Here is an 18,909-nt window from a genome sequence, read left to right on the forward strand (position 1 = left end):
GGCTTTTTCCTTGTGGCTGGGAAGGCGACGCGCCAATGGCGCCCCTTCTTTCTCAAATCGACTAACGCAGTGACCTGAAGGAGACTCGCAACTCTTCAGTGAAGACTTCCGGCTGTTCCCAGGCCGCAAAGTGCCCGCCCTTGGGCAGTCGATTGTAGTGGAGAAGCTTCGGAAAGGCTTTCTCAGTCCAACTGCGGGGGGCGGTGTAGATCTCGTCAGGAAATGCGCTCACCGCGACGGGGATGGTAACCCCCTTGGGCGCGAAGAAGGCGAGCTTGCTTTCCCAGAAAAGGCGACCCGAAGACAGCCCCGTGTTCGTCAGCCAGTAGAGCGTGATGTTGTCGAGGATGTCATCGCGCGTCAGCCCTTCAGAAGCCCCGTCAAAGACGCGGCCGATCAGCTTCTGGCTCTCCGGATCATGGTCAATCATCCAGGCGGCAAGGGCGATGGGCGAATCGTCCAGACCGTAGAGTGTTTGTGGCCGGGCCCCCATTTCCAACGCGTAGCCGACACGATGCTTGTAGAAGAATTCGAGCTGCTTCCAGGCATACTCCTCGTCGCCCGTCAGGCCCGTCGGCTGCGGACCGCCGGCCAGCGCCGCGGAAATGTTATCGGGAAGCGTGCCGGGCATGTTGGTGTGGATGCCAAGCAGCCCTTCAGGCTTCTGTAGCGCCATCTGCTCGTTGATTGCGTCACCCCAGTCGCCGCCCTGCGCGACATATTTCTTGTAACCCAGGCGGTCCATCAGAACGGCCCAGGCCCGTGCGATACGCTGCGGATCCCAGCCGACCTCGGTGGGCTTGCCGGAAAAGCCGTACCCGGGGATTGATGGAATTATGACATCAAACGCATCGGCTGCGGTACCGCCGTGCGCTGTCGGATTGGTCAACGGATCGATGATCTTCAGCTGCTCGATGATCGAGCCGGGCCAACCATGTGTAATGATAACCGGCAGCGCGTTCGGGTGCTTCGACTTCACCTGAATGAAGTGGATATCGACGCCGTCGATGTTCGTCACGAACTGAGGCAAGGCGTTCAACCTCGCCTCCACCTTTCGCCAGTCGTGCTGGTTGGCCCAATAGTCGGCAAGCTTCCGCATCGTGGCCAGTCGCACGCCCTGAGTATCGTCCGTGACCAGCTCCTGATCGGGCCACTTGGTTGCGACGATGCGCCGCTTGAGATCGGCAAGGGCCTCGTCGGCTGCACGGAACTGGAATGGACGAATGGTTTCGTCGACAGCCGGCTGGGCATCGGACGCACCGTTTACGGAAGCCTGCGCAACCTGGATGCCGCTGCGCGCAGAAGAACTCGTTTCGGCGTGAGCCACGACCGCGGGAAGAAAAATTGCGATCGTTCCAGCGAGTGCATAGGCGGCAAGGCGATTGCGCTTGCCAATTATCGAATAGGATCTCGACATGATCATTCTCCTTGTTTCGAGGATCGGCGAGACGCCGCCGACATAGGCGTGCATTTCAGTGGGTCGCTGAAGACCGGAATTACCCTGCGGCTCGATATCGAACAGCAGGCGCGCTGAGCGAAAGGTTCGGCATGAGCTTTTGCCGCGCCGCTTCGTAAGCCTCCCAGTCGCGTGCGTCCGGAAGCGCCGGAATGGTGACCAACTCGCCGAGGTCAAAGCCTGCAAGCGAGGCATCCACCATATCCTCGGCGGACATGACGATCTCGGTCGGCACATGTTCCAGGGGCGTCCCGGCGATGCCCCAGAAATCGGTCGCCGTGGCACCCGGAAGAACGGCCTGGACGCGGATATTGTTGTCGGCAAGCTCCTTCTGGAGCGACAGGGTGAAGGCCAGCACGAAGGCTTTGCTCCCGCCATACACACCATTCAGCAGCTCCGGTGCGATACCGACAATCGAGGCGATGTTGATGATCGCGCCGGTGCCACGCTTCACGAAGCCGGGCACCGCAGCATAGGTCAACCGCGTCAGCGCATTGACGTTCAGCGTGATTAGCTCTTCCATCTTGTCGATATCGGACGCCAACAGCGGGGCGGTCGCACCGACGCCGGCATTGTTGACCAGCGTGGTTATGCTGGCATCGGTATGTAGCACTTGCTCTACGCGACCGAGATCGTCCTTGTTGCCGAGGTCCGCTCCGATCACTTCGACAGCGCGACCTGTCTCGTCGGTGAGCCGCTTGGCGAGCGCATTGAGACGCGCCTTGTTGCGGGCCACGAGGATCAGGTCATAGCCCCGGCGCGCCAGCCGATCGGCGTAAATCGCGCCGATACCAGAAGAAGCGCCGGTAATCAGTGCGGTATCCTTCGAATTCCCAGTCATGACAATCTCCATCAGGTTGAATTTCCAGCCCTGATGTTAAGACGAAGCCTGCCCGTCTCAAATGTCGTATATCCGTCAATTTAGGACGCGCGTCCAGCGCCCGGCTCGAATACGAGGAGCGTTCAGCGCGCCGGCACGAAGGATGGCGGTCGGCTCGCTTGAACTCTTTCAGCGCAAGCGCGACACAGCAGACGACATCCTGTCGTCTGACTGCTTCACGGGGCCGTCTTCGACGATCTCGACCAGCGTTATGATCCGATTGGCCGGCGGACAGGCTTGGCACGTGGGCGCCGGCGCGGCCCCGGTGGCGCGCGCCGGACCGCAACTAGGCCTGCAGAAACGTCAGCAGCGTCATGGTAGCACAGCCGGACGAAGCCGGGTTCTGGCCGATAACCAGCCGATCGTCCATGACGGTAAAATCGGCCCATTCGCCAGCTTTTTCATAATGGCCGCCCAGACGTTTCAGTTCGTCCTCGACGAGGAAGGGCCTCGTGACCAACAAATCCTCGCTTCGGTCCACTCAAGTACAGGCTGTCCTATCCTCGGGTGTAGCCTTCCCTCTCCCTTGATCCGATCGACCGCCAACATCCGTCAACATAGACTCCGCCACGTGACACGTCTCAATCACGCAAAACAGGAGCGCATCATGTCGCAGGCAGAGCTGGTCGCCTGGTATGACCTGCACCGCTCGAAGGCGACGCCGAAAAACGACTGGAGCTGTTGGCCATGGCCTCGGATGAGGCCACCCCGCGCGCCTGCGCGCTGCTGTGTCCTGCGGGTAGCGACGCTCATTGGTACCTTCTTGCGCGACGGCGTCGGCTTCTGGCTGGTGACGGGTTTGTGCGCAACCCCTATGGCTGCGGCTCGCATCCGTTGGCCGCTTTGCGCCGCCACAAGCGGTCGTCCTATGCCTCGCAAGATTTATGGGGCCGGCACGGGTGATTTCCGACGCGTAGAGTGTAATCTGGCAAACCGTCGAGCACGTGGAGAGAGCGCCAATGCCCCGTTTTCTTGCCGTTTACACCATGAAGCCCGAAGACCTCGCCTCCTTTGGGAGGCTGCCCAAAGCCGAGCAGGACGCGATCGACGCCGTCGGCATAGAACAGTGGGCCGCGTGGGAGAACAGAAACGCAGCATCCATCCTTGATCGTGGTGGCATGGTCGGCAAGACGACGCGTATAACGAAGGACGGTGTCGCCAACGCCGTGAACCCCTTCTGCGGTTACCTTGTCGTCGAAGCGGAAACCATCGACGCTGCGGCACGGCTGTTCAAAGACCACCCGCACATCACCGTGTTTCCAGGTGACGGCGTAGATATCATGCCCTTTTTAACATGAACTCCTCCGGGTCAGCATCAGCCGTCGGCGGTTCCCCCATCTGAGGCGGCGGAGGCCGCGAACGGCAGCTTATGGCAAGAAGCAATCGTTGGTGGCATTAGCTACATAATTCCTCAAACTCCGATGGTAGGACTCTGATGGATTGCCTCCGGCTGGCCAACGCCACGATCAGGATCTGGCCAGCCGACATGATCTGTTGGCCGAAGGCATCGCAGCTTCGATCGAAATCGTCCGCTTTTAGCGCATTCCCTCGCCCGTCGACGGCCGATGCGCAGGGCCGCAATTAAACGCGGTCAACGTCTCAAGACATTTGCCACAAGATCCCAGGAATGCGGAAGAAATTGATCTTCAAGTTCATATGCATAGGCAGCATTGGTGGCCTTCGCTACCGAACTGCGTACGGTTCGTATCGGCTAGTTGGATTGCTAGGGCAAACTGGCGGAAGGTCTAGGACCACCTACCCCTTCGTCGAGAGCAAACATCGTGAGAACAGCGCCCTGGGGCGATCGCCCGTTGGCGTGATCTGATTACGCATTGCAGCGCAATACCGTCCCGATCTCTTGCGGCCTTTCCCAGGCGATCTCTTTTTTTGTGCCGCGGTCGCCAGAACCACCAAGGAGACCAAAATGAAGTCCATCCTACGCACCATGCTCGTTTCGGCCATTATCGGCTTCGGGATCTTGCCAGTCGCGGCTGAAGACGGCGCAAAGGTCACGCCATTGATGTCCAAGGATTTGCAAGACTATCCGGGAAAAGAGGGACTGATGCTGTCCGTAGAGTATCAGCCAGGCGGCTCCTCACCCGTCCACCGACACGAAGCCCACGCATTCGTGTACGTGCTGGAGGGCTCGATCGTCATGCAGGTTAAGGGCGGCGAAGAAGTCACCGTTGCTCCTGGAGAAACCTACTACGAGGGGTCCTCCGATATTCACCTGGTCAGCCGGAACGCGAGCAAGACGAGCCCGGCCAAGTTCATCGTAGTCCTGCTCAAGAAGAAGGACACGCCCGCTGTTATTCCAGTGGAGTGATCGCGGCGAATATCGCGAAGCGGATCACCCCCATGGGACGACGGCCTGCTTCCCAAGTTCGTCACGTGCGAGCTCGCAACTGCACATTCGATGCATCTCACAGTCGATACTGATCAACGAGAAGGAAAGAGACCATGCAACCTCGTCAAAACGACTACTTCAAACTTGCGGAACCAGGCGTCAAACACCTCTTCGCGCTTGAGGGCGCTCTCAAAAACGGTCCGCTGGAGCCGAAACTGCTACACCTTGTCAAGTTGCGCGCATCACAAATCAATTCGTGTGTGTTCTGCATTCATCTGCACACCACAGAAGCCCTCAAAGACGGGGAAGAGCCCATGCGCCTCTATTTGCTGACGGGGTGGCGTGAGGCAACGCTTTACTCCCCGCGCGAGCGTGCTGCTCTCGCCTGGACGGAAGCGCTGACCAACCTCGCGCAGACTGGCGCTCCCGACGATGATTGGGCGCTGATTGAGGCTGCATTTACGGCAGAAGAGCGGTCCTGGTTGTCTCTTGCCATCGGTGCGATCAATCTTTGGAATCGGCTTCAGGTAGGGTTCAGGGCTACTCATCCCGCTTAACGGCTCAACGTGCGCCACTGACACGGCGTCTTTGTGGCGTGGCGGTCCGAGCCGCCGCGCCTTTCTTGTCGGTTCGAGCACGGAACGCATCATGAACCCCACGAGCCTCGAACCAACACTCGAAGAAATGCTGTATCGCATCAAGCAGCCGCGGGCATGGCAGCGCCTGTCGAAAACGAGAACCAGCCGGCGCATGAACTGCGCGCCATAGAGAGCGATCCGACCGAGGCACCCGCTGATCCTGGCGCCAGCCGGTCCGCCGCCGCCAGCTCCACATCACTCCCGATCTTGACCCGGATCCGCTGGTCCTCGGTGACGGCGGCATTCCGTTCCGCCAGCCCACGCTGCAGCGAGACGGCGCATCCCACGGCGTCCACCACGCTGCCAAATTTGGCGCGCATCCCGTCGCCCATAAGCTTGAAAATCTGGCCGTGATGGCGGGCAATCTCCGGCTCAAACAGTTCCTTGCGTCCCGCACGAAGGCGCTCGAAACGACCGCCCTCAACAGCGCTTCTGGGGAACCCGCGTTTCATCCAACACTTCTACTGAACGCCCCAGGCAGTCCTTCGGTGCGATGTCCCATGTGAGCCCGATTGTTCGTGTGCCTCCCGCAAGTCGCTTGCAATGTGAGGGCCGTCGTCGAGGACAGCCCCACTCCCCACCTCAGGCGACGGACCATCCACCGTCCACCAGCAGGTTCGCGCCGGTGATTAGGCTCGCAGCTGGTGACGCAAGGAAGACCACGGCACCCACTACATCGTCGGTTTCACCGATCCGGCCGAGTGGAATGTGACCGAGCGTCGCTTGGCGATTGTCGGGATCGGATAGAAAAGGTGCGGTGCCATCGGTGTGGATGAAGGTCGGCGATACGGTATTTACCGTTACGTTGTAGCGCGCCCACTCGGCTGCAAGGCAGCGCGTCAGGTGATTAATCGCCGCCTTGCTCATGCAATAGATCGCCTCGCCGCGCAGTGCCACTGTACCGGCCTGCGAGCTGATGTTGATGATCCGGCCCTCTTTACGCTCGATCATGTGCCGACCTATTGCCTGCGTCATCAGAAAGGTGCCCTTGATGTTGACATCGAGTATCTGGTCAAGGTCCTTTTCCTCAACGAGTTCCGCGAGATTGCCCGGAGCCACTCCGACATTGTTGATGAGGACGTCGATCCGACCGAACGTTGTAAGGGCCGCATCCACTGCTTGTGCGATATGCGCCTTATTGGGAATGTCTAGCTCAACCGGGAGGACTTTGCCTCCGGCGCTCTCGAGTTCGCCAACCAGGCCAGCCGACGCCGCGATGTCGCGGACGCCCAGCACGATATCGGACCCTGCTGCGGCACAGGCAATTGCGCAAGCACGACCGATGCCACGGCTCGCTCCCGTCACGAACGTCACTTTGCCGTCAAGGCTGAAATCCGGCGCGTTCTTCTGCATTATGATACCTCCCTTGATAAAGCTCATTCATGGCAGCGTCGAAATGCGGATGCCAGACTTTCAACGCATGTTGCGGAGCATCCCTTGACCACGTCCGCAAGGGCCGACCATAGAAACTCTGCTCTTGAAGGGTTTCGAACCGCTGACCTTCGCTTCAGCGCGCTGCTTTGATTGGGTTCTCATCCGTAGCCAAGAAGTTTACAACAGAACCTGCTGGCGCTTGGGTTTGTCACACGATACTCTGGAACCGACGCGTCACTCGGGCTGGCCTTTGCCAAGACCGGGGTCCTTTATTCGTTCTTCGGGGGCGCTCGTCAGCTCGCTCGGTGTCGCGCTGACGGGCTCCGACGCCTCGCCCAACGGCGTCCGCCAATAGCTCGGATGGGCAAAATGATCGACGCCCAGAGCACCGTGGTCGCGCCCACCGCCACCAAGATGTACGGACAGGAAGGGGACGACCCTCCGCTTCGTCTTCTTCCATAGCCTTGCACTTACTTACCTCGTTGGCGTGCTCGTGTTCAGCCAAGCAACAAGCTCTCCCGCATCGTGGAATCCGCATGCAGTCGCAGCGTGAAGATTCTACTTGCAGTGATTGCAATGGTTGCTTGCGCGAGCAACCATAACGACACCCCCGGCTCGAACTTTCCCACAAGGCAACGAACATCCTTGAAAATGGCACTGTCTGACAGGGTTTGGGATCGTCGTCGCAACGTGCGTAGGTTTGAAACGCATCTGGGCGATGATAGGCATGCTCGGATGGTTGCAGAGGCAGACGCCGGCCGCGCAGCCGGAAGAGGCCTCAGACGTTTCAAACGCAAACGCACGTCCAACGGGAAGCCGTGTCGAGCGGCTTGTCTCGTTTCTGCAATGGGTTTACTTTGTCGCCGCAATAGACGCGGATGCGCGCCAGTCACTTAGAGTTGGGACCGAAATGCTCGTCAAAGATGTCATGACATCGACGATCGTAAGCGTGTCGCCTGACAACAGTGTCAGACAGGCTGCCATGACCATGTTGAGCCATCATATAAGCGGCATTCCGGTCATTGACGGGGATGGGCATCTCCTCGGCATCATCAGCGAAGGTGACCTGATACGCAGAACGGAACTGGGTGGAGCAATGTTTGCCTCCGCTGAGGATTTGGCAGCGCCCGCCGAAGACAGAGCCAATGCGTATGTGAGGCGCAGCTCCTGGAGAGTTGCGGAGGCAATGACGCCTGCTCCAGTGACAATCGACGAAGATGCGTCACTTCTGCAGGCCGCAAGGCTGATGCAAAAGCACGGCGTCAAGCGCATACCCGTCATCAGACATGGCGAACTTGTCGGAATTGTCAGCCGAGCCGATTTGCTGCAGGCGATCGTCACAGCCAAACTGGATGGGACACCTTCAGGCGATGAAGCCATTCAGCGCAGTGTCATGGTTCGGCTCCGGGAAAACACTGGCCTCGAAGCGTTCGACATCAAGATCGCAGTAACCAACGGGATCGTGCATCTGTCTGGCGCCGTTGCGATACCCGAATGCAGGCGCGCTGCCCGTATCGTTGCCGAGAGCGTTCAGGGCGTCCAGGGGGTCGTCGATCATTTCACCTAAACCGACAAGGTGAGGTTTCTGAGATCGTCGATCCGCACCGACTTTTGACGACAGCGCCGTCGTCGTTGCGTATGCGTCAGGCGAAATGCATTTGGCGTTTTCGCCGGACCGAGGCACTGCCTGTTTCCAATCGGGCTTGAAGCAGGCTCTGTCTGCATAAAAACGACTTCGCGACAATAAATCCGACTTCATAGGGAGACTTCGATGGCTTCGCATGAGACGGAAATGACCGGAAAAAATCAACCAACGAACCCACCTCTTTCAACGGAAGATCTTCGACTAATCGACGCTTACTGGCGGGCATCCAATTACCTGTCGGTAGGCCAGATATACTTGCTCGACAATCCGCTCCTGCGAGAACCGCTAAAACGCGAGCACATCAAACCACGCCTGCTCGGGCACTGGGGAACTTCTCCCGGCCTGAACATGCTCTACGTCCACCTGAACCGGGTGATCAAACGCGATAATCTCGACATGATCTACGTGATCGGCCCTGGCCACGGGGGGCCGTCCCTGGTCGCGCACGCCTATCTGGAAGGGACCTACAGCGAATTCTATCCGAATATCAGCCAGGACAGGGAGGGTATGCAACGGCTCTTCAAGCAGTTCAGCTTTCCCGGTGGCATTCCAAGTCACGTCGCACCTGAAACTCCGGGCAGTATCCACGAGGGCGGCGAACTGGGGTACGCTCTTAGCCATGCTTACGGGGCGGCATTCGACAATCCGGAGCTGATCGTTGCCTGTGTCGTGGGCGACGGCGAGGCGGAGACCGGCCCGTTGGCGACGGGGTGGCAGAGCAACAAATTTCTCAACCCGGCGCGCGATGGCTGCGTCCTGCCGATCCTTCACCTCAACGGGTACAAGATCGCCAACCCATGCTTTCTAGCTCGCATTCCCGAGGATGAACTGCGAAAATTCTTCGAAGGAATGGGCTATGAACCCTATTTCGTTGAGGGCCATAGCCCGGAGAACGTCCACCAACAACTGGCCGGCACGCTCGACACCATCGTGGCCAGGATCAAGCACATCTGGGCTGATGCGCGCACCAACGGCAATCTAAAGCGCCCGGCCTGGCCAATGATCGTCTTTCGCACGCCGAAGGGATGGACGTGTCCGAAAGAAATCGATGGCAAGAAATGCGAGGATTACTGGCGGGCACACCAAGTGCCGATGGGCGAGATGGATAAGCCAGAACATATCCGCATTCTCGAACAGTGGATGAAGAACTACCATCCTGAGGATCTGTTCGATGAAACGGGCAGGTTACTGCCCGAAATCGCTGCGTTGGCTCCGGCGGGCAACCGTCGAATGAGTGACAATCCGCATGCCAATGGCGGCCTGCGGCTTCGCAGCCTGAAGCTGCCTGCCTTCAGGGATTATGCCGTGGATGTTCCAAGCCCCGGTGCGACGACCGTTGAATCAGCGCGGGTGATGGGCAAATTCCTCCGCGACGTCATGAAGGCCAACATGGACAGCCAGAACTTCCGCCTGTTCAGCCCGGACGAAAACAATTCGAACCGATGGCAGGACGTGCTTGAGGTGACCGATCGCTGCTACATGGCCGAGATTTATGAGGACGACGATCATTTGTCGCCAGACGGTCGCGTCATGGAGGTCCTGAGCGAACATCAGTGCCAAGGGTGGCTGGAAGGCTACCTTCTCACCGGCCGCCATGGCTTCTTCTCCTGCTATGAAGCCTTCATCCATATAATAGACTCGATGTTCAACCAGCATGCCAAGTGGCTTAAAATCTGCAACGAGATCCCTTGGCGCAGGCCAATCGCTTCATTGAACTACTTTTTGAGTTCTCATGTCTGGCGACAGGACCACAACGGCTTCAGCCATCAGGATCCGGGTTTCATCGACCACGTCGTGAACAAGAAGGCCGACGTGATCCGGGTCTACCTTCCGCCGGACGCCAACACGCTTCTGTCGGTGACAGATCACTGCCTGCGAAGCCGCAACTACGTCAACGTCGTGATTGCTGGAAAGCAGCCTTCACCGCAATGGCTTACGATGCCCGAGGCGGTCAGGCATTGCAGCATGGGCGTGAGCATCTGGGACTGGGCCAGCAATGACAGGGGAAGCGAGCCCGATGTCGTAATGGCCTGCTGCGGTGACGTTCCTACCCTCGAGACGCTGGCGGCAGTCCAATTGATGCGCGAGCACCTGCCCGAGTTGAAGATACGTGTCGTCAACGTCGTGAACTTGATGAAGCTTCAGCCTCCCGAAGAACACCCGCACGGCTTGTCAGACGGGGACTTCGACGCGCTCTTTACCAGAGACAAGCCGATCATCTTCGCCTTCCACGGCTATCCATGGCTGATCCACCGGCTCACCTACAGGAGGGCCAACCATGGAAACCTGCATGTGCGCGGATACAAGGAGGAAGGAACGACGACAACCCCGTTCGATATGGTTGTCCTCAACGAGCTCGATCGCTTTCACCTCGTCGGCGATGTCATCGACAGACTTCCTCAGTTGGGTGCACGCGCCGCGTACTTTAAACAGGCCATTCAGGCGAAGCTCATTGAGCACCGTGAGTACATTCAGGAGCATGGCGACGACATGCCCTCGATCGTCGGATGGAAATGGGGCACGCAGCCACAACCTGACGTGACCGGGAAAACCTCGACTGAGGGAGACAATCTATGATGGGCCGGCGAAATGACCGGAAGTTCCGGCAGAGTTTTGCCGCACCACGATAGAACACTGCAATACCCGACGCATCTTGAAACGAGAATAGCGGCATGGGTTCGATCACTGGAAAGAGTTCATCGGCAGCTATCGGCACTCCGATCGATGGCCGTGCCGTGGCGTTGCTTTCCAACGGCGCGTACAGCGTCCTGCTGACATCCGCGGGTGCGGGTTATGGATCCTGGCGGGACATTGACGTCACTCGTTGGAGAGAGGACGGGACGCGCGATTGTTGGGGACAGTTCTGTTATGTTCGCGATCTCACGGACAAGAGCTACTTCTCCGCAGGCAAACAACCGGCTTTTCGCCTGGAGAATACCTACGAACACTCTTTTCGAGGCGATCGCGCTGAGTTCCGATGCTGCGCCGGAGACATCGTCGTTGCGTGGTCAGTCTGCGTGGCGCCCGACAGCAACGCGGAGGTGAGACTGTTCGATGTTACTAATCAGGGTACCAAGCCCAGAGACCTGGAACTGACCAGCTACGCGGAAATCTGCCTGAACAATCGTCGCGCGGATTCGGCCCACCCCGCATTTGCCAAGCTCTTCATTGAGACCCGGTTCGATGCCAAAACCGGCGCATTATTTGCGCGCCGTCGCCCGCGTAGTCCCGAAGACGCGCCGCTCTGGGCAGTCCACGTTTCCGCCCTGAGTACGACAGCACTCGGCCCTCTTGAATTCGAGACAGATCGGCGAAGATTTTTGGGGAGAGGCCGCACGACGGCAAACCCGTTGGCTTTGTCTGACGAGGCAGCGCAACTCTCAGGAACGACGGGACCCGTGCTGGATCCGATCTTCTGTTTGAGACGGCGTGTCCGTGTCCCACCGGGCAGCACCGTACGCGTCGCATTCACAACCGGTGCTGCCGATAGCGCCGCTACGGCGATGGCAATCGCCGAGCGATACTCGAGTATCAGCGAAGCCGAAAACGCATTTTTGCAAGTCGGGGTGGCCCTCGATCAAACGTCTGTTGATCCGGACGTGACCGAAGGTGAGATAGATGTCGCTTACAGTCTGATAAACAACATCGTGTTTGCCAACCCGTCTGCCCGTCCGTCGGGCGCCGTTCTGGCGAAGCCGATGAGCAGAACCGCACTGACGTCCAGGGGAATTCATAGCGATCCGCCGATCGTCGTCGTAACGCTTGAGGAAAACAGCGATGGCGCGTTGTTGGACGAAGTGCTGCGCGCGCACAGATTCATTTCGCGTCGAGGGCTCCGGTTCAATCTTGTTCTTGTCGATGGTCGTGATGCGCAAGCGTGTCTAGAACTGGCGGCGGCTCTCGCCGGACCACAGGCAGAGTTCCTTGGAAAGCCAGGTGGAATACATCTCGTGCCTGCGGCCACACTTTCAGAAATGGAAACAACCACCCTCGCCGCCGCGGCACGTGTCAGTCTTTCGAGCGGCAATGGCTCTCTGGGCGACCAACTCAAGAGCGGTCGGCGAATAGCGATATCGCACGAAGCATCACCCATAATCCGCCGCGCATCGATCCAGCGGTTCACCGAGGCGGACACGAACCTGCAGCATTGGAATGGTTTCGGTGGCTTCAGCGCTGACGGACGCGAATACGTCATCCACGTGAATGGCGCGAAAAAACAGACGCCGATGCCGTGGTGCAATGTGATCGCCAACCCGGAATTCGGCTGCCTGACCAGCGAGAGCGGCCTTGGCTACACCTGGGCAGGAAACAGCCAGCTAAATCGCCTGACGCCGTGGTCAAACGATCCGATTTCAGACCCGCCGGGCGAAGTCATCTATTTGCGTGACGAGGACAGCGCTGAGTATTGGACGCCGACGCCATTGCCATTGGGTGCCGGGGAAACCGCTACGGTCCGGCATGGACCAGGGTACAGCTGCTATGAGAGCGACATTGGGTCCCTGCATCAGGAATTGACGGTGCATGTCTCCTCCAAGGATCCCGTCAAGATCATTCGGCTTGAACTTCGAAACGGCGGCGATCGACCACGCCGACTGAGGGCGACATACTACGTGGAATGGGTGCTTGGCTCGCTGCGTGAAGACGCAATCACGCACGTCCTGTGCGAACACGATCCTCGTTCCGGGGCAATTATCGCGAGAAATGCGTGGGAGGGGTGGTTTTCCGACAAACTTGCATTTGCAGGTGCGAACAGACCAGTGCGTTCGGCTACCTGCAGTCGCTCGCAGTTCCTTGGCGCGCTCGGCTCGATAACCCGACCAGCATGGCTGGCGGACCAAACTCAGGAAGACGATCTCCATTCGCCCTGTGATCCGTGCGCCGCATTGACGGTGGAAGTCTTGATCGCGCCGAATGAAAGTTCGCAGGTCGTCTTTGTTCTTGGACAGGGCGACAGTCTCGATCAGGTTCGAGCTCTCATGGGGGATTATTGTCGACCGAGACGGGCGCAAGATGATCTGGATATCGCATCGCGTAAGTGGGCCGACATTCTTGAAACGATAGCAGTCAGGACGCCTGATAACCGTTTCGATCTAATGATGAACCACTGGCTGCTGTATCAGGTCCTTTCCTGTCGTGTTTGGGCACGCTCGGCATTCTATCAGTCCGGAGGCGCCTACGGCTTTCGTGATCAACTCCAAGACGTGATGGCTCTGGTATACGCTGCTCCGAGCGAAACACGTTTGCAGATTTTGCGTGCGTCCTCTCGTCAGTTCTGGGAGGGAGACGTCCAGCATTGGTGGCATCCTCCATCGGGTGTGGGCGTGCGCACCCGGATGACCGACGATCTCTACTTCCTCCCACTCGTGGCTCATCACTACGTTTCGACGACGGGCGATGCCAGTGTGCTGGACGAGGTGGTACCGTACATCACATCGCCGGTGCTCAACGATGATGAACACGAAGCATACGGCGAGCCCGGCGTCAGCGAGAAGGTGGGCACCGTCTATGATCATTGTCTTCGCGCATTACACCATGGGTTCCGTCTCGGTCGCCACGGGTTACCGCTCATGGGGACAGGCGACTGGAACGACGGAATGAATCGGGTCGGCTCTGACGGCAAGGGTGAGAGTGTCTGGAACGGATGGTTCTTCCTGACGGTGCTGAACGCCTTCTCCGAAATTGCAGATGAACGCGATGACGACGTAAACGCGTCATGGTGCAGGGAAAGCGCCGAACAGTTGCGAATGGCCCTGGAGGCCAATGCATGGGACGGAGGATGGTATCGACGCGCCTATTTCGATGACGGTACTCCACTTGGCTCCTCCCGGAACGACGAGTGTCAGATCGATGCCATTCCGCAGGCATGGGCGGTCATCTCAGGCGTTGCCAACGAAGAGCGCGCTTCAAAGGCAATGTCGGCGGTCTGGGATCGGCTCGTTCGCGCAGACGACAAGCTCATCCAATTGTTTGATCCGCCATTCGACAAGGGAAAGCTGCAGCCAGGTTATATAAAAGGTTACGTCCCCGGAATACGGGAAAATGGAGGCCAGTATACGCATGCCGCAGCATGGGTGGTGCTCGCGACCGCATTGCGCGGCGACGGCGACCGCGCCTTTTGGCTTTGGAACTTGATCAACCCGATTACTCATGGCCTGTCGGAAGAAGACGTCCAACGCTACATGGTCGAACCCTATGTCGTCAGCGCAGATGTCTACGGCGCAGCCCCGCATACCGGACGCGGTGGCTGGACCTGGTACACAGGATCCGCCGCTTGGCTCTATCGTGTCGGGCTCGAAGCTCTTTTGGGCATTCGACGCGAGGGGCAGCATCTGTCGATCGATCCGTGCATCCCCAAGAGCTGGCCCGGTTACGAACTTGATTTCAGGCTCGGATCGGCCACGTATCACCTCAAGGTGGATAACGCAGCGGGCACAGGCCGAGGTGTACGCGCGCTGGTGATGGACGGCAGGCAGTTCACTGGCGGAAAGGTGCCGTTTGTCGACGACGGTCGTGTCCACGACGTCCAAGTCGCACTTGGATAACGAGATGTCCGAGCTGCTGTCGACCGATCCGGAACTTCACCGAATGCCGAGCGAGCAGGATCTCGGTCGGCTGCAGTTTACGACGCTCCTTTACTACCTGCATTGCACTAACCCGGACAACGGGTTGGTGCGAGACAAGACATCGCCCGACGCCCCAGCAAGCATAGCTGCGGTTGGCATGGCGCTCGCGACAATTCCAGTCGTGGTGGAACGCGGGATCATCATCCGCCAGTTCGCTGCAAAGATCGCCCGACGTCGGTTAGAATTCCTGTTGTCGTGCCCGCAGGGCCAGGAGCCGGACGCCTCGGGTTACAAGGGTTTCTTCTACCACTTTCTCGACATCGAGAGCGGCCGTCGGGTGTGGCAATGTGAACTCTCCACGATCGACTCGGCGTTTCTTTTCGCCGGGGCACTCACTGTGGGAGCCTACTTTGACGGCGCCGACGCAGACGAGGTTGAAGTTCGCCGCCTGGCTAAAGCGCTTTACGAGCGAGCCGACTGGGGTTGGGCTTGCGATCACGGGCTCACGCTCACGCACGGTTGGAGGCCAGAGAGCGGTTTTATCCCTTATCGTTGGCGCGGATACGACGAGGGCCTCCTGCTCTACATCCTCGGACTTGGCTCGCCCACATACCCGTTACCTTCGGAATCTTATGCCGCCTACACCGAGAGTTATGAATGGCGAAACATCTACGGCCGAGAGCTACTCTATTCAGGCCCACTTTTCACTCATCAGCTGTCACACATGTGGATCGATTTTCGGGGCATTCGCGACGATTTCATGCGGGATCATAACAGCGACTACTTTCTAAACAGCCGCAGCGCCACCTTTGTCCATCAGGAATACGCGATGCGCAACCCGAAGAACTATGCAGGCTACGGAGAGCATTGTTGGGGTTTTACGGCGAGCGACGGTCCAGGTTGGGTGACAAAAAGTGTGAATGGGATTGAGCGTGAATTTTACGACTACATAGCGCGCGGCGCCCCCTTTGGGCCGGACGACGGGACGGTATGTCCCTGGGTAGTGGTGGCTTCGCTACCATTTGCACCCGAGATCGTCGTTCCTACCGTGAGACATTTCGCGCAAATGGAACTAGGGATGACCCGTCTCTATGGATTTAAACCGTCCTTCAATTCGTCGTTTCCTATCGAGGGAAAGCCGACCGAGCCGTGGGTCAGTCCATTTCACTTCGGCATCGATCAGGGTCCTGTCGTGCTCATGATCGAAAATTTCAGGACCGGCCTGATCTGGAATATCATGCGACAGTGTCAACCCATTGTCAGGGGTCTGCGTAAAGCAGGTTTCTCGGGAGGATGGTTATAGAATGTTGGCGCCCCGTTGCTTTCGGCGAGGCATTTCTGACAGCCGAGCGCAAGTGTGGCCCGCCCTTCGCCCCGCTGTCGGCGCGTTGAAACTTGCAGCTCGCCTCGACGTGGCTGGCATTCGCCGCCGAGTGCAGCATATCGCGTCCGCTATGCGCCGCTGCGACTACTGTACACCGCGAAACACGCTGGCTGATCCGGATGGTGCTGCCGCTGGATCTGCTCGGCGAAGACAGCGCCCAAACCCATGACGACAGCCCTATTGCCTCGGTGAAAAAAAGCGGGCTGACGGCACATCGCAAGACGACGGCGCCACGTTGCTCAAGCGATGCCGTGTCAGGCGGTCATCGAAGGTGGGTTGAAGATCCACGGGAAAAATGGGTCCGCAAGGCTTGTGCAACGACATCGAGGTCGAGTGCGTGAAGGCAGAGAATGCATGACCATCGATCATCCGGGTTGGCGCCGGCTAAGCGCTCTTAACGTTGTGAACAACTACGTCGGACGAAACTTCATGACTGCCATCGCCGAACGCCAGATGGCCGAGTTCATACGGCAGGCGATTTTTTATATCGCTGTTTGGACTCATTCACGTTCGCGAAAACGCTGAGTCCATCATGCTAACGCGTGGTGAGAAGCGACAGAAAGTAAGGGTGCTGCATAGGCTTGACGATCTGATCGCAAACATACGCCGCATTACTGCCGTCAACCGCAACCTGGGATTCTTTACCGGCGGCTACAACTGGATGATTCAAATCGTGCCGGACTTAATCATCGCGCCGGCATTCATAAGAGGAGACATTGAGTTCGGTGTCGTCACCCAGTCCGGGGCAGCGTTCGCTATACTTGTTGGCGCGTTCTCGTTGATTGTCCGACAGTTTAATTCGATCTCGAATTTTGCGGCCGTGGTCTCTCGTCTGAGCTCTCTGCATGAGGAGATCTCAAGGTCCCATGAAATAGAATCGGGAATCGAGTTCTTTGAACGGGACGGGCCTCTGATGTGCGAAGGGATGACTTTAGCCTCAACGACGGACGCAGAGTCCCCTCTTCTGAGGGACTTGTTGGTATCGATTCCGGTCGGGATCCGGGTATTGATAACTGGCTCCAGCCACGAACCAGGTGCGGCGTTGTTCAGGGCGATGGCTCAGATTCCGACCCCGGGTACCGGGCGCATCGTTCGCCCCGCTGGCACCCTCTTTCTATCGCAACGGCCATACCTGCCATCCGGTCCCCTTCGTGACGTATTGATCACCCCTGAAAAAGAAGGCGAAATCTCGGATCACCTCTTGCTCAGCACGTTGCATGACCTTGGGCTCGAACGGGTCGCGAACCAAGTGGGCGGGCTAGATGCCGAGCGCGATTGGGAAAAGGAACTGTCCCTGAGAGAACAGCAGCTTTTAGGCCTTGCGAATATTCTTCTCTCAGCGCCGCGCTTCGTCATCCTGGATCAAGCTGAGATGACATTGGGGCCTGCTTTGCTCGAAAAGATAATGCATCTGCTGTCCGAGCGTTCGATCACCTGCATCCACTTCGGAAGAGCCGAAGGTGATCGTGCTGTCAAGCGAAGTGAAGATTTGACCGGGGGGGTCAATTTCTCATTTCGCCTGACACGTGCATCATATCAAGCCGTCCTCGAGTACGGTGTCGATGGTCAGTGGACATGGTCAATTGGTGAACACGCTTCCTAGACGAACCACAGTGCCGCGCGAGCACACTGTCCCCACCAGCGCACGAACAGCACAGTACGCGCGGCATCAGACGCAGCAAGTCGCCGCGAACCGATGCATAATTGCGCCCGATTCGCTTGCTTCGGGGCACTTTGCGATCGTGGACCCTGTCGGTCGTGCGATCCTCTTACCTCTCTTCGCTTGTCTCGCCACCAACGACAGGGCAATCTGCGCCAGCATCCTAGGGACGAGATCGATCGGATCATTCCCCTCACCTCCCCGCCCTGACCAGCGACCTTGCGATATCAATTATGTGGTCTCTCGCTGCTGTCGGATCATCCTTGGACCATGCGACACCGAGCCCGATCCTGAAGTCGACGCCCTCGTAGGCGATGCGATCGTAGGCATGTTGTGCTTGCGATGCCGGCGCGGCGGAATGACCGGTTCGCGGCCTTGATCAAGGATGAGGTCATGCAGGCTGTCTGCATCATAAGCGCAATCGGCAAGCACCTGTTTGGCCGGCAATCCACCCATCAGGTCGCAGGCGCAGCCATGTCGTTCTGTTGTCCGGGGCCAAGGCGGAAGCGAACGGGTAGCCCGGGCGCATCGGCTACAGCGTGGATCTTGCCGCCAAAGCCGCCTCGGGAGCGACCGAGGGCATGGGCTTCAATGTTGCCATCAGGCTAGCGGCGACGGGGGCGTCGCCCCGCCGACCCGGGGTTACTTCAAGCGCGATGGACGGCGGCAACCATCGACAACAGCATGGATTTTTGTCGATCTGCCCCCTCGCGAGCGACCGATCGCCTGCGCATCTGCCCCCTTTTCCTCCGGCTGCCGATCGATGCGCTGAAGAATATTCAATGGTTTGATTAGGTTTTGACGCTAGGGCTGCTTGCGGGCCGCTTTCGAGGCGCTCAACTCGTCGCGCCGTTACGAGACAAACAAAAAGCCCGCGGACCTTTCGGTCTTGCGGGCTTTTTTTTTGATTTGGTTGCGGGGGCAGGATTTGAACCTGCGGCCTTCAGGTTATGAGCCTGACG

Annotated in this window: 12 protein-coding genes and 5 pseudogenes; 10 read left to right on the top strand and 7 right to left on the bottom strand. The window is 58.4% G+C overall.

The features are described 5' to 3' along the window. Positions 1-61 precede the first annotated feature (61 nt). From ASD02_RS25755 to ASD02_RS37420, 3 genes and pseudogenes are all read right to left on the bottom strand, one after another. Positions 62-1,417 (bottom strand): epoxide hydrolase family protein, encoded by a 1,356-nt coding sequence (locus tag ASD02_RS25755; RefSeq protein WP_082555641.1) that lies wholly within the window; start codon positions 1,415-1,417, stop codon positions 62-64. Positions 1,418-1,496: 79 nt separating this feature from the next. Beyond that, positions 1,497-2,297, bottom strand: coding sequence for an SDR family oxidoreductase (locus ASD02_RS25760; protein ID WP_057220741.1), 801 nt, complete (start codon positions 2,295-2,297; stop codon positions 1,497-1,499). Between the two features lie 325 nt (positions 2,298-2,622). After that, positions 2,623-2,784, bottom strand: a pseudogene (locus tag ASD02_RS37420) (type 1 glutamine amidotransferase domain-containing protein); the annotation flags it as partial. 511 nt (positions 2,785-3,295) lie between these two features. On the opposite strand from ASD02_RS37420, the gene ASD02_RS25770 reads away from it, so the two are divergent. From ASD02_RS25770 to ASD02_RS25780, 3 genes are all read left to right on the top strand, one after another. Further along, complete coding sequence (locus tag ASD02_RS25770) at positions 3,296-3,634, top strand: hypothetical protein (RefSeq protein ID WP_057220729.1); 339 nt, start codon at positions 3,296-3,298, stop codon at positions 3,632-3,634. 626 nt (positions 3,635-4,260) lie between these two features. Next, positions 4,261-4,662 (top strand): cupin domain-containing protein, encoded by a 402-nt coding sequence (locus ASD02_RS25775; RefSeq protein ID WP_057220730.1) that lies wholly within the window; start codon positions 4,261-4,263, stop codon positions 4,660-4,662. A gap of 134 nt (positions 4,663-4,796) precedes the next feature. Continuing rightward, entirely contained in the window at positions 4,797-5,240 is a 444-nt protein-coding gene (locus tag ASD02_RS25780; RefSeq protein ID WP_025428223.1) for a carboxymuconolactone decarboxylase family protein, read from the top strand. Positions 5,241-5,521: 281 nt separating this feature from the next. Here ASD02_RS25780 and ASD02_RS37425 read toward each other — a convergent pair. Together ASD02_RS37425 and ASD02_RS25790 are read right to left on the bottom strand one after the other, a co-directional pair. Beyond that, positions 5,522-5,773 (bottom strand): annotated as a pseudogene (locus ASD02_RS37425) (adenylate/guanylate cyclase domain-containing protein); the annotation flags it as partial. Between the two features lie 130 nt (positions 5,774-5,903). Beyond that, positions 5,904-6,674 (bottom strand): glucose 1-dehydrogenase, encoded by a 771-nt coding sequence (locus tag ASD02_RS25790; RefSeq protein WP_025428221.1) that lies wholly within the window; start codon positions 6,672-6,674, stop codon positions 5,904-5,906. A 210-nt stretch (positions 6,675-6,884) separates the two neighbouring features. On the opposite strand from ASD02_RS25790, the pseudogene ASD02_RS40640 reads away from it, so the two are divergent. The 7 genes and pseudogenes from ASD02_RS40640 to ASD02_RS25815 form a co-directional block, all read left to right on the top strand. Further along, positions 6,885-7,248 (top strand): annotated as a pseudogene (locus tag ASD02_RS40640) (L-lactate permease); the annotation flags it as partial. 357 nt (positions 7,249-7,605) lie between these two features. Continuing rightward, the gene (locus tag ASD02_RS25795; RefSeq protein WP_057211001.1) at positions 7,606-8,262 is read left to right on the top strand and encodes a CBS domain-containing protein; all 657 of its coding nucleotides are present in this window, start codon (positions 7,606-7,608) and stop codon (positions 8,260-8,262) included. Between the two features lie 225 nt (positions 8,263-8,487). After that, positions 8,488-10,917 (top strand): phosphoketolase family protein, encoded by a 2,430-nt coding sequence (locus tag ASD02_RS25800; RefSeq protein ID WP_057210999.1) that lies wholly within the window; start codon positions 8,488-8,490, stop codon positions 10,915-10,917. A 95-nt stretch (positions 10,918-11,012) separates the two neighbouring features. Further along, entirely contained in the window at positions 11,013-14,882 is a 3,870-nt protein-coding gene (locus ASD02_RS25805) for a glycosyl transferase (RefSeq protein ID WP_057220732.1), read from the top strand. Positions 14,883-14,886: 4 nt separating this feature from the next. Continuing rightward, positions 14,887-16,206, top strand: a complete 1,320-nt coding sequence (locus tag ASD02_RS25810) for a glucoamylase family protein (RefSeq protein ID WP_057210991.1) — start codon at positions 14,887-14,889, stop codon at positions 16,204-16,206. Between the two features lie 435 nt (positions 16,207-16,641). Next, on the top strand, positions 16,642-16,812 hold the full coding sequence (locus ASD02_RS39985) for a hypothetical protein (protein ID WP_244494286.1): 171 nt from the start codon (positions 16,642-16,644) through the stop codon (positions 16,810-16,812). 7 nt (positions 16,813-16,819) lie between these two features. Next, entirely contained in the window at positions 16,820-17,890 is a 1,071-nt protein-coding gene (locus ASD02_RS25815) for an SbmA/BacA-like family transporter (RefSeq protein ID WP_057217788.1), read from the top strand. A 250-nt stretch (positions 17,891-18,140) separates the two neighbouring features. Here ASD02_RS25815 and ASD02_RS37430 read toward each other — a convergent pair. Continuing rightward, positions 18,141-18,537 (bottom strand): annotated as a pseudogene (locus ASD02_RS37430) (transposase); the annotation flags it as partial. A gap of 82 nt (positions 18,538-18,619) precedes the next feature. Continuing rightward, positions 18,620-18,716, bottom strand: a pseudogene (locus ASD02_RS38555) (IS5/IS1182 family transposase); the annotation flags it as partial. Positions 18,717-18,909 lie beyond the last annotated feature (193 nt).

Source organism: Ensifer sp. Root1252 (genome assembly GCF_001425885.1).
GTDB lineage: Bacteria > Pseudomonadota > Alphaproteobacteria > Rhizobiales > Rhizobiaceae > Ensifer > Ensifer canadensis.

Coding starts and splice junctions, on each gene's coding strand:
- ASD02_RS25805 (WP_057220732.1), top strand. CDS start 11,013: ATGGGTTCGATCACTGGAAAGAGTTCATCGGCAGCTATCGGCACTCCG.
- ASD02_RS25760 (WP_057220741.1), bottom strand. CDS start 2,297: ATGACTGGGAATTCGAAGGATACCGCACTGATTACCGGCGCTTCTTCT.
- ASD02_RS25770 (WP_057220729.1), top strand. CDS start 3,296: ATGCCCCGTTTTCTTGCCGTTTACACCATGAAGCCCGAAGACCTCGCC.
- ASD02_RS25795 (WP_057211001.1), top strand. CDS start 7,606: ATGCTCGTCAAAGATGTCATGACATCGACGATCGTAAGCGTGTCGCCT.
- ASD02_RS25780 (WP_025428223.1), top strand. CDS start 4,797: ATGCAACCTCGTCAAAACGACTACTTCAAACTTGCGGAACCAGGCGTC.
- ASD02_RS25815 (WP_057217788.1), top strand. CDS start 16,820: ATGCTAACGCGTGGTGAGAAGCGACAGAAAGTAAGGGTGCTGCATAGG.
- ASD02_RS39985 (WP_244494286.1), top strand. CDS start 16,642: ATGACCATCGATCATCCGGGTTGGCGCCGGCTAAGCGCTCTTAACGTT.
- ASD02_RS25800 (WP_057210999.1), top strand. CDS start 8,488: ATGACCGGAAAAAATCAACCAACGAACCCACCTCTTTCAACGGAAGAT.
- ASD02_RS25810 (WP_057210991.1), top strand. CDS start 14,887: ATGTCCGAGCTGCTGTCGACCGATCCGGAACTTCACCGAATGCCGAGC.
- ASD02_RS25755 (WP_082555641.1), bottom strand. CDS start 1,417: ATGTCGAGATCCTATTCGATAATTGGCAAGCGCAATCGCCTTGCCGCC.
- ASD02_RS25775 (WP_057220730.1), top strand. CDS start 4,261: ATGAAGTCCATCCTACGCACCATGCTCGTTTCGGCCATTATCGGCTTC.
- ASD02_RS25790 (WP_025428221.1), bottom strand. CDS start 6,674: ATGCAGAAGAACGCGCCGGATTTCAGCCTTGACGGCAAAGTGACGTTC.